Genomic DNA, 15,077 nt, shown 5'->3' on the forward strand with positions numbered 1-15,077 from the left:
AATCGAAACCACATGAAATCAGCAATTGAGACCATAGTCAAAGGCGCCGCGTCGCGCCACTCTTGACAAAAATCAATTCAGGAAAACGCGAACAGTCGCGGCGCGACCGTCGGCATCGATGACGGTCAAAGTCGAGAAACCTGCGCCGTCGGGCCGCCAATCATATGTACGCTTGCGCGTCGAATCAGGCAGAGCGATGCCATTTGCCAACCAGCGGAACGGCGGTCGGCCACCTTGAAGTTTGAGCGACAGGGGCATCGGATCGCCGGAGGTAAGTCCGACCTCGACCTCGGCCCCCTGAGGTGGATAGACGATCTGGGGCGCCGCCTCACGCGCATTGATCGAAATCAGACCGGACCGCGTATGCGCGAAGCGCTTGAGGCTGACCGGCAGCTCTGCCTCCGTGAGGCGCAGCGCGCCGGCCGGCGCGCGCGGCAATGCCACAATGGCCACGCCTGCCTTCTTGAAGGCGTCGAACAGCACAGGCGCCGCGGATTTGTAACCGCTGAGTCCCGGAATCGCTCCGTTGTCGGCACGGCCAATCCAGACTCCGATCACATGGCGGCCATCGTAGCCTACAGACCAGGCGTCGCGATAGCCGTAGCTCGTGCCGGTCTTGTAGGCGATGCCCATATCGACGGCGCCGAGTGGTGGCTTGACGCCCGAGAGAATGTCGGAGATCTGCCAGGCCGCAGCGGCATCGAGCAGCGCGGAGCCCTCGATCACCGCAGCCTCCTCATGCACGCCATCGCCGAGCTTTACCGGCTTGCCACGATTGGCGAGACCTGCATAGAGCTGCACGAGGTCCTTGAGAGTTACGCCCGCGCCACCAAGCGCGATCGCCAGTCCCGGCACCTCGTTGGGCGGCAGCACCAGCTTGACGTCGGCGCGGCGGAGGCGGACCAGCAGCTTTGCCGGCCCGACATTGTCGAGCACCTTGACCGCAGGCACGTTGAGGCTCAGCTGTAGCGCCTGGCGAATGGTGACATCGCCCTGGTAGGACATGTCGAAATTGCGCGGTCGATAGCCGAAGAAATCGGCGGGGCGATCTTCGATGATCGTCTCCTGCGCGATCAAGCCTTCCTCAAAGCCCAGCCCGTAGATGAAGGGTTTCAAGGTCGAGCCCGGCGAACGATACTGCCGCGTCATGTCGATCCAGCCGGAGCGGGTCGCATCGAAATAGTCGGCCGAGCCAACCTCGCCGAGGATCTCGCCGGTCTTCGCATCGGCCATGACGATAGCAATGGAGAGCTTTTCGCCGAGCTTCTTGGACGCGTCGCGCGCCGCCTGTTCCAGCGCCTGCTGAACATTGCGGCGCAGGGTCGTCTTGTGAGACGTCCGATCGGGCCATTTGCGAAGTGCGACTTCGGAGAGATGCGCCGCCAGCGCCGGCAATGCCTTGCGCTCGCCCGGTATCGGGAAGATCAGCGCGCGGTCCGCCTCGCCGTCGCCGATGATGCTGGCCACCGCAAGGCGCTTCAGTACGCGTTCGCGCGCAACCGCTGCATTCTCCTTGTACCGATCCGGCCGACGCCGTTCCGGAAGCTGCGGCAGGGCGACAAGCATTGCCGACTCGGCAACCGAGAGCCGCTTCGGCTCTTTGCCGAAATAGGCGAGGCTTGCTGAGCGCACGCCTTCGAGATTGCCGCCATAGGGCGCAAGGTTGAGATAGAGATCGAGGATCTCGGCCTTCGAGAGCCGGCGCTCGATCTGTACGGCGCGGGCCATCTGCAGGAATTTCGAGGCGAAGGAGCGGCCCTCGCGTGGCTCGATCAGGCGGGCAACCTGCATCGACAACGTCGAGCCACCCGACACAATGCGGCCATGCGTCACGATCTGCCAACCGGCACGGCCGATGGCCCAGAGATCAATGCCGCGATGTTCGTTGAAGCGCTGGTCTTCATAGGCGACCAGCATCTTGATGAATTGGGCATCGACATTTTCCGCCTTCACCGCCAGACGCCACTTGCTGTCGGGCGTGGTGAAGGCACGGAGAAGCGCACCATCCGAATCCAGCACTTCGCGGGAAGCCACCGCCGCTTTGTCGAGCGGCGGCGGGTAGGCCTGGTCGGCCCAGGCGATGGTCCAGGTGATCCCGGCGGCAAACGCCGCCTGGACCACGGTGAGGATCGAGAAGGTTCTCAACATTCCCATCGCCTTGACCTCCGGAGCAGCGCCTTACGGCGCCACCACCTTCATCTTGCCTGCGGCACTCCGGGCGTAGAGGTCGGGACGATACATGTCCTCGACGCTTGCGGCCGGATGATCGTAGGTGCCGGGGGTTACCGCGCGGACGACGTAAGCGAGTGTCACGTCGCTCATATCACCTGGATAGCGGTCGATCGCAGCCAGGAAGCGGTCATAGCGGAACTCGAGATGCGCCGCTTCCGTCTCCGGCAGCCAGCTGAAGTTGCCGAGGCTCGCACTGTTGACCAATCCGGGATTGTCGATCTCGAAGCCGGCAGGCAGGAGATCGGCAACCATCATCCGGGTCTGGATGTCGTTTTTCGGCTTGACCGTCAGAACGACCACATAGCGCTCGTTCTGCGTGGCCTCACTGACATTGGCTTCTTCACCATCCAGCGTGTAGTAGGCGCGGCTGATCTCGAAGCCGTTCCCATCGGCGGCCGGCGCGTTCTTGGGCGAGGCGACCGAGGTCAGCACCGCCGTCACCGGATCCGCCGAGGTGTTGACCACCTTGAGCGGATTGGCCAGCAGTTCCTCACCCGTCACACGGGTCTGGAAGCCGCCCTGCTTGGCGACATCATTGACAGTGACCTTGATATCTTGGTCGCCATCCTTGACTGCACGGGCGGCCAGCACCATCCAGGCCTGTTCCTGCGTCGAGAGCCAGGTCTTGTTTTCCCATTCACGCGCCACGAGCTTGGCGAGGTCAGGAACCGCATGGCTCTGCGGGCGGCTTTCGGCAGCAAGCGCCAGGATGGCGGCATCGTCACGCAGTGCCGAGCCATAGTCGGAGCGCGCAAGGCTGACATTGACCAGCAGGTTGGACATGTTGGCCACGCTGGCGAAGATCTGCTCCGACCGCTCGCGATCGCCGTAGAGGGCGAGCGCCGCAGCGATGTGAGCCCGTGCCAGTTCGGTGGGGAACTGGTTGAGCATCGTATCGGCGTAGTAGCGCAGGTCGCTGATCGCGGCCCGGCGGTTACGCGCCAGAACATAGAGCGCATAGGCCATCTCGTTGCCACGCACGCCGACATTGGTGTCGTAGCCGAGCTGGTTTTCGAGATTGTCGAGCGCGACCACCAGCGCCTGTTCCGGCACTTCGAACTTCTGTTCGCGAGCACGGGTCAGGAAGTCCGTGACATAGGCATCGAGCCACATGTCGCCTGAACCCGGCGACCAGAGGCCGAAGCTTCCCGAGGAGGACTGATAGGAGAGCACGCGATAGATCGCCTCCTGGACCCGCTTGCGGGCCGCACCGTCATCCTGGATGCCCGACAGAGCCGACAGTTCCGAGAGATAGAGCAGCGGCAGCGCGCGGCTCGTGGTCTGCTCGGCGCAGCCATAGGGGTAGCGGTCGAGCGTCATCAGCAGCGCGGGCACGTCGAAGGCGGGCGAGCGCGTCATGTTGAGGCTGACCGAGGCACCTTCCATGATGCTGTCGGCGAAGAGCTGGCTGTCGATGACCAGGTTGCGGCCCGGCTCGAGCCGTACCAGCCGCCGTTCAGTGAGCGGCAGGGTCGACGGACGAACCGTGACGTTGAGCGCCTGCGTGAGTGACAGGCCATCGGCACCTTCGAGCTTGACGTTGATGATGCCATCACCCGGGACACCGCCCATGATCGGCACCGTCAGGTCGGTCTTGCCGCCCTTGGCGAGGTGGACCGTGCGGCCGCTCACGTCAGGAACGATGGAGACCGACGGATTGGCGGCAAGGCTGACCTTGTAATCGCCTTCCGGCAAGTCGGTGTTGGCGATGTCAAGGCGAAGCTGGGCTTCATCTCCCGGTGCCAGGAACTTCGGCAGGCTGGCGATCACGACGACCGGATCGCGGATGATCACATCCTTGACCGAACTGCCGATACCCTTCTTGGTCCAGGTCACGGCCATGATGCGGGCCGTGCCGTTGAACTGCGGGATATCGAAGCTGACAACGGCCTTGCCGCTGGCATCGAGCTTCACCGGACCCGAGAAGAAGGCAACGAGCTTCTCGGTCGGCGGGTTGCCGGCGAGTTCAGTCTCGGCGCCGTCACCACCGGTACGGAGACGTCCGGTCACGCCCAGCGAACCATCGATCAGGCGGCCATAGAGGTCGCGGATTTCAAGACCCAGCATGCGCTGGCCGAAATACCAGTTTTCCGGCTTCGGCGGCTCATATTTGGTGAGGTTGAGGATGCCGACATCGACCGCGGCGAGCGTGATGTAGGCCTCTTCGTTCGCTCCGGCACCGGCAACAGTCACGCCGATCTCCAGCGGCTGACGCGGCAGGGTCTGTTCCGGCGTGTCGAGGGTCATCGCGAGCTTGCGGTCACCTGGATCGACATTGAGCCACTTCACGCCGATGGCGCGCATTGGCATGCGGCTTTCCTGGCTATCGCCCGGACGAAACAGCGTCGCGGTGATGTAGGCGCCAGCGCCGAGATTCTCGGTAACCGGAATTTCCACCACGCCGCCTTCCTTGGCGATCGTCGAGTTCTTGCTGATCAGCACGCTTTCGGTGCCGACATTGATGAGGGCCTCGCCTTCGAAACGCGGCGAGATCTTGAGCTTGGCGATCTCGCCCAGCTTGTAGCTTTCCTTGTCGAGAGCGATTTCGAGGCCGTCAGGCGTTTCGGTCGAGGTCGCCTCGACATACCAGCCGGCGTCGAATTCCACACTCGATGTCGCGCCATCGGCCTTGGCCGACTCGATTTCGAGGCGATAGCGACCCCAGGTCACCGGCACCGAGATCTTGCCGCCATCCTTGGTCAGATCAAGCTTGCCATCGGCAACCTGCTTGGTCGAATTGATCGGCTCATAGCGCCAGGCGCCACCATCACGATACCACTGATACTGGCGTTCGATGCTCAGCAGCCTCCAGGAGAGGCCGGTCATCGGGACCTTCTCTCCCTTGAAGTTCAGGCCGATGACATGGAAGTTGCCGATCGAGTTCTCAGCGAGGTCACCCTGGAATTCGGGCTTGATGCCGATCATCTCGTTGCCGGAATTGACCGGCAGCGTCAGCTGGCGTTCGACAGCCTTGCCGCCGGCCTCGCTCATGCGGACCGTCAGCTTGGCGTCGAGGAACTGCGTCGTCGATGGCAGGTCGGGCAGCGTGACATCGAAGCTCGTCTTGCCCTGATCGTCGAGGACATCGAGGTTTTCGAGCGCAACCGTCGTGCCATCAGAGGCCTCCTCGTCGGCGAGGCCGAAGAGATAGCCCGGATAGGTTTCGCGAGAGCGAGTCGGCTTGACGACGACATCGCCTTCGAGTTCCAGGCCCGCCGCCGGCGCGCCATAGAGATAGCGGCCGTCGACGGCGATCGATTCCGGCTGGCCGAAATTGATCAGGCCATTGGCTGATGTCATCGTAAATTCGGTGCGATCGGGCACGAAATCATCGACCAGGAAGCTCACGGTGCTGATAGCGGGCTGCTTGGGATCGGTATAGATGGCGAGGTTCCAGGAACCGCGCATCGCATTGTCCTGCAGCGGCAGGTCGACGGCATGGCCACCGAGCATGCCACCGTCGGTGACGATGCGGCGGTCTTCGACACCGTCAGGGCGGCTGAAGACGAAGGTCAGCGGCAGCTTTTCGATCGCCTGGCCGGCAATATCACGAGCCAGCGCTGCGACATGCACGGTTTCGCCGACACGGTAGATGCCACGCTCGGTCCAGGCCAGCACGTCGATCGCGCCGGGCGCCGGACGTCCGGTCACGCCTCGATCGGAGAGATCGAAGCCTGCGCGGGTCATGTCGAGGAAGACATAGTCCTTGGTGCCGTCGGAGGCCGTCAGGAAGGCGGGCGTCATCGCAGCGGTACCGCGCATCAGGCCGGCCGAGATAAGGACACGACCCTCAGCGTCACTGGTCGCGGTGCCGAGTATTTCGTTGTTCTTGGCGAGCAGCGTCACCTTGACATTGGCTATCGGCTTGGCCGTCGCCAACGAGCGAACGAAGACGTTGAGGCCGTCGGAGCCGGCATAGGTCGTGAGACCGAGATCGGAAACCACGAACCACTGCGTAGCCTTCGATTCCCACTCGCTGACATTGGCCTGCTTGGACATGGCGGTCAGCACATAGACGCCCGGCTTGCGCTGGGGCAGAGCCTCGTCGACCGGGAAGGAGGTGACGACGTCCTTGTTGAGCTCGGTCTTGATGTCGATCGAACCCTGCCAGACGAGCTCGCCCTGGGTCGATTCGATCTGTGAGGAATTATAGCCGTCGAGCTGGGTCAGGAACTGCGAGTTCTGCAGCAGCGAGGTGATGTTGCGATCACCGATCCTATAGAGCTTGAGATCGGCGCTGTCGGTGTTGATCGAAACGATCGGGATGCCGTGACGCGCGGTCGACGGCAGCACGAAGCTGTCACCGGTGAAGCGCACGCTGGGGCCACGATCCTTCACATAGATGTCGAGGTCGACCTGGCCCTGCAGCGGCTCGTCGACGGAGGACGGCAGGCCCTCGCGAAGCGCGATCTTGTAGCGCTGGCCGTGGGTCAGGCCCTCGACGCAGATCTGTGCATCCTTGGCTTCGAGCGCCTTGGGTGCCACACCGTCGAGCGTGACATAGGACGAGTAGTCGATGTCCGACTTGACGAGATTCTCAGAGAACTGAACGCAGGCGCGCGGATTGGCGCTGTCATTGTCGATCGTGTTGCCGATGACGCGGAAGCCCTGGGCGTTGCGCAGGGCCTCATAGGCGACGCGGACCGTGCCGTTATCTTCCAGCTTCAGGCTCGCCTTGTAGGCGTTGATGCCGGCGCGATAGTAGGAGTTGTTTTCGAGCGACTTGGCCATGATGGCCAGCGACGCGGCGCGTGCGCTCTTGGTGCGGGTCAGAGTGTAGCCGTTGATGGCAGCGCTGAGACCCTGGTAGTTGATGTCGTAGTTGTTGTTGATGCGGGTCGCTGCCGTCGCCATCTCCATCCAGAGATCGGCATTGTCGGAGTCAAGCTTGAGCGCCGCCTTGAAACCGAGCAGCGCCTGGTCGATGACGCCGGAATTGACCGACTGACGGGCCATGGTGATGGCGCCATCGAGGCCGATGCCGACATAACCGGGCGGTGTCTCGAGCTTGTCGCGATAGCGTTCGGCCTCGCTGACCTGCCATTCGTTGAGGAAATCGAGTGCCGGTGCGGCGCCGATATCAGGCTCGTTGACTTCCGTGACGACCTTGCCCGCGACCGCATCCGGGAACGGGTTCATCTTGTTGAAGTCGGATTTCAGGAAGCACCATTGCGCCTTCACATTGTAGGTAAAGGCCTTGCAGCCCTGATCTGCGATGCAGATTTCCTGGCACTTGTCGAGCGAGACATCCTGCTCGGTGCGAAGATCGAAGCCGAAATAATCGGCATCCTTCACCGTCACCACCTTGCGCACCTCTTCGGCGGCCTGGGCGGTAGCGATGGATAAGAGTAGGGCGGAGAAAAGCAGGAAGAAACGAAAAAAGACGCGCATGGCGGTCAGCTCCCAATGACGGCAAGATCGGCAAACAAATTCGAACGATCATGTAAGCGAGTCAACCATCTCCCCCGGGAGATCATTGAATCGCCAGCCCCTGTAAAAAGTCACGAGGAACGCCGGCTTCTGTCGGACCGTACGATACACTCCCCGTGAATGAGTGAACGTGCATTGCGGCGATTTTATTCGCCGCATGCGACAGTTTTGCTTCAGTTTTGAATAGGATACGCGACGTAGGCGAAGCGACACGAGTCCGGCGCCCAGCTGTTGACGTTGATCGTACCCTGGCCACCGTTGAAAGACACGAGATCACGCGGCCGTCCTCCATCCGGATGCATCAATCGCAGGATCACATTCTTGTCGGCAGGGTGGCCCAAGGTGCCCTCCGGATAGCTGATATACACCATCTGCCGGCCGTCCGTGGAAATATGCGGGAACCAGTTAACGCGCTCATCGAACGTGAGCTGCTCGATACCTGACCCATCCGGGCGCATGCGAAAAATCTGGGCATGGCCGGGATGTTCGCTGGCGCGTTCCGAATTGAAATAGATCCAGGCGCCATCAGGCGAATATTCCGGCCCGTCGTTGGGTTGGGAAATGTCGGACAGCCGCGTATCGGATCCGCCGGCGCTCGGGATGGTGAAGATGTCGATGCGACGGCCCTCGCCCTTGCCCTCGACGGCGACATAAGCGAGCGTCGCGCCGTCAGGCGAGATCCCGTGAAGATAATAATGAAACGGCGTGTCATGAGTGTTCGACACCCGCACCGGCGCGCCGCCTGTCACCGGCAGCGAATAGAGATGGCCGTCATTGGAACTGACATAGATCGTCTTGCCATCGGGCGAGAGCACATGGTCGTTGTTGAGGTCGCGGAGATGGCCAGTGTTGATCTTTTCCGGCGCGGCGCTGCCCTGATGATCGATCCGCCAAAGCTCGCCGCCGGCATTGAAGATCAGCGTCTCACCATCAGGCGTCCAGTTCGGCGCCTCTATGATCTCATCCGCTTCGAAAACGATGGTCTGCGAGGCGGTCTCGATGTCGATGATGAAAAGCTGCGAGATCTGGCCAGCAATGAGCGAGCGACCTTGGCGAGCAAAAGTGACCCTGGGCTTCATGAAGTCCTCCTGACAAAGAGGACTACTCCAGTTCTGCCCCGTCGATAAAGACCGAACGGATCGAAAGTGACGGTTCGAGCAAAATGAAGTCGGCAGCGTAGCCTGGCAGCAGCCGGCCATGCCTGTCACCCACACCCATTGCCTCGGCGGGATAGAGCGAGGCCATGCGCATTGCTTCCTCGAGAGGGAAGCCGAGCTTGTGGTGCACGAACAGGACCGAGGACAGCATATCGATATCTGCGCCGGCAAGCGTTCCATCGGCCAGCGTCAACCGCCCGCCCTCGCGGTAGATCTGCCGGCCGTTGAGCAGCAGGCCGGTATCATCCGTGCCAATCGTCGACATCGCATCCGTCACGATGAAGATCTTGCCCGGCCCCTGCTTGGCTCGCATCGCAACGCCCATGGCAACCGGATCGACATGGAAGCCATCGGCTATGATGCCGGCATAGGCGGTGCCGCTGTGGATGGTTGCGCCGACCAGACCCGGCTCGCGATGGCCGAGCGGGCTCATGGCATTGAAGAGATGTGTCGACATCCGCGCGCCGGCCTCGAAATAGGTGAGCGCGTTGGCGCAAGTCGTATCCGTATGGCCGAGGCTCACGGTGACACCGGCCTGGTTGAGTGCGCGCACCTGGTCGTGGGACGTGCTTTCCGGTGCCAGCGTCGTGAGCAGCAGGCCGGCTTCCGCGCGATACTGGCGGAGTGCATCGAGATCATCAGGCTCCATCGGACGGATGAGCTTGGGGTCATGGGCACCCTTGCGCGAGACCGAGAGATGCGGGCCTTCGAGATGGATACCGAGGAAGCCAGGGATATTGCGCTCAGCCGCCTCGCGGCCGGCCTTGCGGGCTTCGGCGGTGATCTCCCGGTTATCGGTGATCAGCGTCGGCAGCAGCTTGGTTGTGCCGAAACGGGCATGCGCCTTTGCGATCGTCGCGATGCCTTCCGGCGTCGGCTCGCTGTTGAACATCGCACCGCCGCCGCCATTGACCTGCAGGTCGATGAACCCTGGCACGACCAGCGCGCCGTCGGCATCGATCCGCCGGGCACCTGGAGGCACCTCGTTCGAGAGTGCGGCAACATGCCCGTCCTCGACAACCAAGGTCTTGCCGTCGTGCCAATCCCGGCCGTCGAAGATGCGGCCGCCCGTAATCGCGGTGAGGGTCATTTCGTCTTGGTCACCTTGCTGAGCGCGGCCGGCTTGTCGGGGTCGTAGCCGCGGCGACGCGAGAGCGCCTCGACGAAACCATAGAACGGCACGATGAGGCAGAGCGCGTCTGTTATCGGATGGCCGGTTGCCACGAAGGGCAGGCGTGAGGACTTGTCGGCGCGATCGGAGGTCAGGAAGGTCGGCGCACCGCGGCCGGCAATGTTCTCGGCAATGCCGGCGACGCTCTCTTCGGCGGCATCGCGAGCCGCAAGGGCCAGCACCGGGAAGGAGCGGTCGACCAGCGCCACCGGGCCATGCAGGACCTCAGCAGAGGAATAGGCCTCGGCGTGAAAGTCGGCCGTCTCCTTGAACTTCAGCGCCGCCTCGGAGGCGATAGCCAGCGCCGGGCCGCGACCCAGCACGTAGAGCGACTCGGACTTTTCCAGTGCTGCAAAGAGCGGCGACCAGTCGAGCGCGAGCGCCTTGCGGAAATGCTCCGGCAGGTCATGCACGGCACGGCGAAGTTCAGCATTGCCGGTCCACTCGGCGAGGATCGCCAGGCCGGCAACGGCGGAATTGACATAGGACTTGGTAGCCGCGACGGCCAATTCCGGTCCCGCAGCGATGTCGATCTTCACATGGGATTTCTCCCAAAGCGGCGAGGCCGGCGTGTTGGTGAGCGCGACTGTCAGCGCGCCCGCCTGCCCCGCCGACTCCACCAGCGCAATGATATCCGGGCTCTGACCGGACTGCGAAACCGACAGGACTGCAGCTTGGCCAAGCGAGAGCTTGACGCCATAGATCGAGGCCAGCGAGGGGCCGAGCGAAGCGACCGCCCTGCCCGTGGTCAGCTCGATGGCATATTTGATGAAGAGCGAGGCATGGTCGGACGAGCCGCGCGCGATGGTGCAGAGGAAAGCAGGATCTTTCTCGGCCAGCGCTGCACCGGCCTCTTTGAGCGAGGCGGCCCCGGCATCGAGCAGGCGGGCGCAGGCATCGGGGATTTCGTCGATCTCGCGACGCATATGGGTTTCGGTCATCGTCATTCTCTCTGCGGGAGCAAACTGGCCAAGGCCCGCCACTCAGGTCTGTCGAAATTGTCCTAGCCGAGCGTCAGCTCGGCCACGAAGTCATAGGCGTCGCCCCGATAGAGCGAGCGGGTAAGTTCGACCACCTTGCCCGAGGGCAGGTAGGAAATGCGTTCAATGGTGAGGCCGGCGGATCCAGGCGCCACGTCCAGCAGGTCGGCCTCCTGATCCTTGATCGTGCGGGCCGAGATGCGCTGGATGGCGCGGACCGGCCGCACGCCGCGCGCATCGAGAGCAGCATAGAGCGACAGGCCGACATTTTCGGGATCGGGCAGGAATTCGGCCGAGATGCTCGCGCGTTCGATCGCCAATGGGTTTTCGTCAGCGATACGCAGGCGACCGAGCCGGGCGACGAGCCCGCCGGCAGCCAGGCCGAGCATCATCATTTCGTCCGGCGATGGCGTGAAGAGGCCGCGCTCGAGCCATTCCGCCCGCGAGGTCCGTCCGCGGCGCGCCATATCTTCGGTGAAGGATGTGAGGCGAGAGAGCGGCTGCTCGACCTTTTCGACTGGCTTGGCGACGAAGGTGCCGGAGCCATGGCGGCGGACAAGGATGCCCTGGCGGACCAACTCATCGACCGCCTTGCGGACCGTGACGCGGCTGATGCTGGCATATTCGGCCAAGTCGCGTTCGGGCGGCAAGGCGTCGCCGCTCTTGAGCCGGCCGGAGCGGATCGCGCCCGCGAGCGCCTGCTGCAGCTTTACATAGAGTGGGCCCTGGCCGGCCGCCTGGATGTCGTCAGCAGAGAGGAAGGATGCGACCTCCGTCATCGCGCCACCTCATGCGCAAAGCGCGAGACAGCAAGCGCCACGGCGCCTGACAGCGCATCCGCCCGCGGCGCAACGAGCCGCGACCGGTTGGCGTCGGACAGCCATTTGGGATAGTGCGGCGAAAGCCCACCGAGGAGGCAGATGGTCTCACCACCGGCACGGACGACGACGTCCAGCGTCTCGTCGATCGCGGCAGCGCCGGCCGTCAGCAGCTTGACGCCGATCGGGTCGTTGGAATTGGCAGCGGCGAAGATTTTCGGAGAGTAGCGGCCAAAATCCGAAGGCGCGGCATAGCGCGCGAAGGCAACGATCCGCGACGGCTCATCGCCAAATTCCCTGAGCACCTCTGCGGTCAGGTCCGAGCCGGGACGCACGCCGTCGCTGACCAGCAGGCACTCCTGCAACAGGGCCTGGCCGAGACGCGCGCCACTGCCCTGATCGGCCAGGACAAAGCCCCAGCCACCGAAGGCGCGAAGCCTGTCTGCCCGCCGGCAGAGATAGGCAGTGCCGGTTCCGATGATGGCGATCGCACCATCATCATTGCCGAAAGCACCCTGCAGCGCGATCAAGCCATCGGAAACGACCTCCGAGCGCTTGAAGGGCAACCGCGCCATCAGACGCTCCGTCACGCCTTCGACATTGGAGCCGGCAAGACCCAACACGGCACATGCAGACGCATAACTCTCGGGATCAAGACCGGCGTCAGCAAAGGCAGCTTTGGCAGCGCCCACGATATTGTCGAGCGCTCCATCCAGATTCGTGAGAATATTGGCGGGACCGCTCGTTGCCATGCCGATAACGGCACCGTCGGCCGTTGCCACGGCCGCCCGGCAGCTCGTGCCGCCCCCGTCTATTCCGATGAAGTGTTCAGGCATTTTGCGCTCCTCGCCAACATAATACCAAAAAAATACCATTAACCAAGGGTGATTTTCCGCTCGTTGGAAAAATTTTCTTATCTCATTGTTTTCGTGATATTTATCCGATTGCATCGCAAAAACTCAATCACGAAAATGACAAAATTGTAAATTCCTCTGGACAAGTGGTATTTTTTTGGCATTATCACCGCAACAGATGGGGAGAACAATGGCAGCCAACACGGAAGCCCGCCACGAGAGAGCAGAGGGACTGGACGGCCTGCCGCCGGCAGAGATCCTGTCTGTCCTCATCGACGGCCAGCTCGCCGCTGTGGAAAGCGTGCGCAAGGCACTCCCTGAGATCGAAAAGGCGGCGCGGCTGGCGGCCGACAAGCTTATCGCCGGTGGCCGTATCATCTATTGCGGTGCCGGCAGTTCCGGCCTCATGGCAATGTCCGACGGCCTCGAACTTCCTGGCACCTATGGCATCAGCTCGGAGCAGGCGCCGATCCTGCTGGCGGGCGGCGCGGAGAGCCTCGCGCTTCTCGCCGGCGGCTATGAAGACGATGTCCAGCTCGCGACCGGGGATGTCGAAGCCTTGTCGGTCAATTCGAGCGACTGCATGATCTGCGTCTCCGCGTCCGGGTCGACGCCTTATACATTGCGCGCCGCCGAAAACGGCCGGGCACGCGGCGCCGCGGTGATCGGCATCGCCAACAACGCCGATACGCCGCTCTTGAAGGCCGCCGACGTGGCAGTGCTGCTGCCGACACCACCTGAGGCCATTGCCGGCTCGACGCGCATGGGCGCCGGTACGGCGCAGAAGATCGCGCTCAACATGTTTTCCACGCTCACGGCCGTGCATCTCGGCCATGTGCACGATGGCTTCATGGTCAATCTCCGGGCCGACAATGCGAAGCTGCGCGACCGCGCGCGCCGCATCGTCTCGGTCATCGCAGGCACCGACATCGACCGGGCGGGCCGGCTGCTGGACGAAGCGGACGGCTCGGTGAAGATTGCGGTTCTGCTGGCTGCGGGCGCCGAAGGCGCGCAGTCGGCCGGCAGGCTGCTCGAAAGCTGTAACCAGAATCTGCGCAGCGCCCTCAAGAAGGCAAAAGCAGGATCGTGACAGGAACCAGCATCGGCCACAGTGGGCGATTGCTAAAATTGGGAGAATGAAAAGATGACCCGTGCATTCAAACAGGCGCTTCTTGTGGCGACCGCCATCGCCGGCCTTGCTGGCGTGGCGCATGCGGAAGACGTGACGCTGACCATCGAAAGCTGGCGCAACGACGACCTTTCGATCTGGAAGGACAAGTTGATCCCGGCCTTTGAAGCCAAGAACCCCGGCATCAAGGTCGTGTTCTCGCCGTCAGCTCCGACCGAATACAATGCTGCGCTCAATGCCAAGCTCGAAAGCGGTTCCGCCGGCGACCTGATCACCTGCCGTCCGTTCGACGCCTCGCTCGATCTCTACAAGAAGGGCTACCTCGCCGACATCTCCTCGAACCCTGGAATGGAGAACTTCGAGCCGGTCGCCAAGTCGGCCTGGTCGACGGACGACGGTTCGGCCACCTTCTGCGTGCCGATGGCTTCGGTCATCCACGGCTTCATCTACAACAAGGATGCCTTCGCAGCGCTCGGCCTGGAGCCGCCGAAGACCGAGGAAGAATTCTTCAAGGTCCTCGACGCGATCAAGGCCGACGGCAACTACATCCCGATGGCGATGGGTACCAAGGATCTCTGGGAAGCCGCGACCATGGCCTACCAGAATATCGGTCCGAACTACTGGAAGGGCGAAGAAGGCCGCCTGGCGCTGATCAAGGGCGAACAGAAGCTCACCGATCCGGCTTGGGTCAAGCCTTACGAAGTGCTTGCCAAGTGGAAGCCTTATCTCGGCGACGGATTCGAAGCCCAGACCTATCCTGACAGCCAGAACCTCTTCACGCTCGGCCGTGCTGCGATCTATCCGGCCGGCTCATGGGAAATCGGCGGCTTCAACACCCAGGCCCAGTTCAAGATGGGCGCATTCCTGCCGCCGGTGCCGAAGGATGGGGATCCCTGCTACATCTCCGACCACACCGATATCGCCGTCGGCATGAACGCCAAGACCGCGCATCCGGAAGAGACCAAGAAGCTGCTCACGTGGATTTCGTCGCCGGAATTCGCCGATCTCTATGCGAATTCGCTGCCGGGCTTCTTCAGCCTGAACAAGACCCCGGTGAAGATGCAGGATCCGCTGGCACAGGAATTCGTTTCCTGGCGCGAAAAGTGCAAGTCGACGATCCGCTCGACCTACCAGATCTTGTCGCGCGGCACGCCAAACCTTGAGAACGAAACCTGGGTCGAATCGGCCAACGTGATCAACGGCACCGACACGCCGGCCGTCGCTGGCGAGAAGCTCCAGAAGGGCCTCGACAGCTGGTACAAGCCGGCGAAGTAATCGCCTCACGCATAGTCGTGGCGGCGCGGAC

9 protein-coding genes are annotated in these 15,077 nt (G+C 62.6%); 2 read left to right on the forward strand and 7 right to left on the reverse strand.

Annotated features, from left to right (window positions below):
- Nucleotides 1-72 precede the first annotated feature (72 nt).
- From pbpC to AC2YI2_RS01460, 7 genes are all read right to left on the reverse strand, one after another.
- Complete coding sequence (gene pbpC / locus AC2YI2_RS01430) at nucleotides 73-2,154, reverse strand: penicillin-binding protein 1C (protein WP_487384631.1); 2,082 nt, start codon at nucleotides 2,152-2,154, stop codon at nucleotides 73-75.
- 24 nt (nucleotides 2,155-2,178) lie between these two features.
- Nucleotides 2,179-7,623: an alpha-2-macroglobulin family protein gene (locus AC2YI2_RS01435; protein ID WP_487384632.1), complete on the reverse strand. Its 5,445-nt coding sequence runs from the start codon at nucleotides 7,621-7,623 to the stop codon at nucleotides 2,179-2,181.
- A 212-nt stretch (nucleotides 7,624-7,835) separates the two neighbouring features.
- A complete protein-coding gene (locus tag AC2YI2_RS01440; protein ID WP_487384633.1) occupies nucleotides 7,836-8,741 on the reverse strand; it encodes a TolB family protein in 906 nt (301 codons plus the stop codon).
- A 22-nt stretch (nucleotides 8,742-8,763) separates the two neighbouring features.
- Nucleotides 8,764-9,909, reverse strand: coding sequence for an N-acetylglucosamine-6-phosphate deacetylase (gene nagA, locus AC2YI2_RS01445; RefSeq protein WP_487384634.1), 1,146 nt, complete (start codon nucleotides 9,907-9,909; stop codon nucleotides 8,764-8,766).
- A complete protein-coding gene (locus AC2YI2_RS01450) occupies nucleotides 9,906-10,937 on the reverse strand; it encodes an SIS domain-containing protein (protein WP_487384635.1) in 1,032 nt (343 codons plus the stop codon). The genes nagA and AC2YI2_RS01450 overlap by 4 nt, the downstream gene beginning before the upstream one ends.
- Before the next feature lie 56 nt (nucleotides 10,938-10,993).
- Nucleotides 10,994-11,749: a GntR family transcriptional regulator gene (locus AC2YI2_RS01455; RefSeq protein ID WP_487384636.1), complete on the reverse strand. Its 756-nt coding sequence runs from the start codon at nucleotides 11,747-11,749 to the stop codon at nucleotides 10,994-10,996.
- Nucleotides 11,746-12,624, reverse strand: coding sequence for a glucosamine kinase nucleotide-binding domain-containing protein (locus tag AC2YI2_RS01460; protein WP_487384637.1), 879 nt, complete (start codon nucleotides 12,622-12,624; stop codon nucleotides 11,746-11,748). Before AC2YI2_RS01460 ends, AC2YI2_RS01455 begins: the two co-directional genes overlap by 4 nt.
- Nucleotides 12,625-12,832: 208 nt before the next feature.
- Here AC2YI2_RS01460 and AC2YI2_RS01465 point away from each other — a divergent pair, with 208 nt between their 5' ends.
- The gene (locus AC2YI2_RS01465; protein ID WP_487384638.1) at nucleotides 12,833-13,732 is read left to right on the forward strand and encodes an N-acetylmuramic acid 6-phosphate etherase; all 900 of its coding nucleotides are present in this window, start codon (nucleotides 12,833-12,835) and stop codon (nucleotides 13,730-13,732) included.
- A 54-nt stretch (nucleotides 13,733-13,786) separates the two neighbouring features.
- Nucleotides 13,787-15,046 carry an ABC transporter substrate-binding protein gene (locus AC2YI2_RS01470; protein ID WP_487384639.1) on the forward strand — a complete coding sequence of 420 codons (1,260 nt, stop codon included), beginning with the start codon at nucleotides 13,787-13,789 and terminating at the stop codon, nucleotides 15,044-15,046.
- Nucleotides 15,047-15,077: the final 31 nt, after the last annotated feature.

Source organism: Rhizobium sp. SRI_017 (assembly GCF_057586295.1).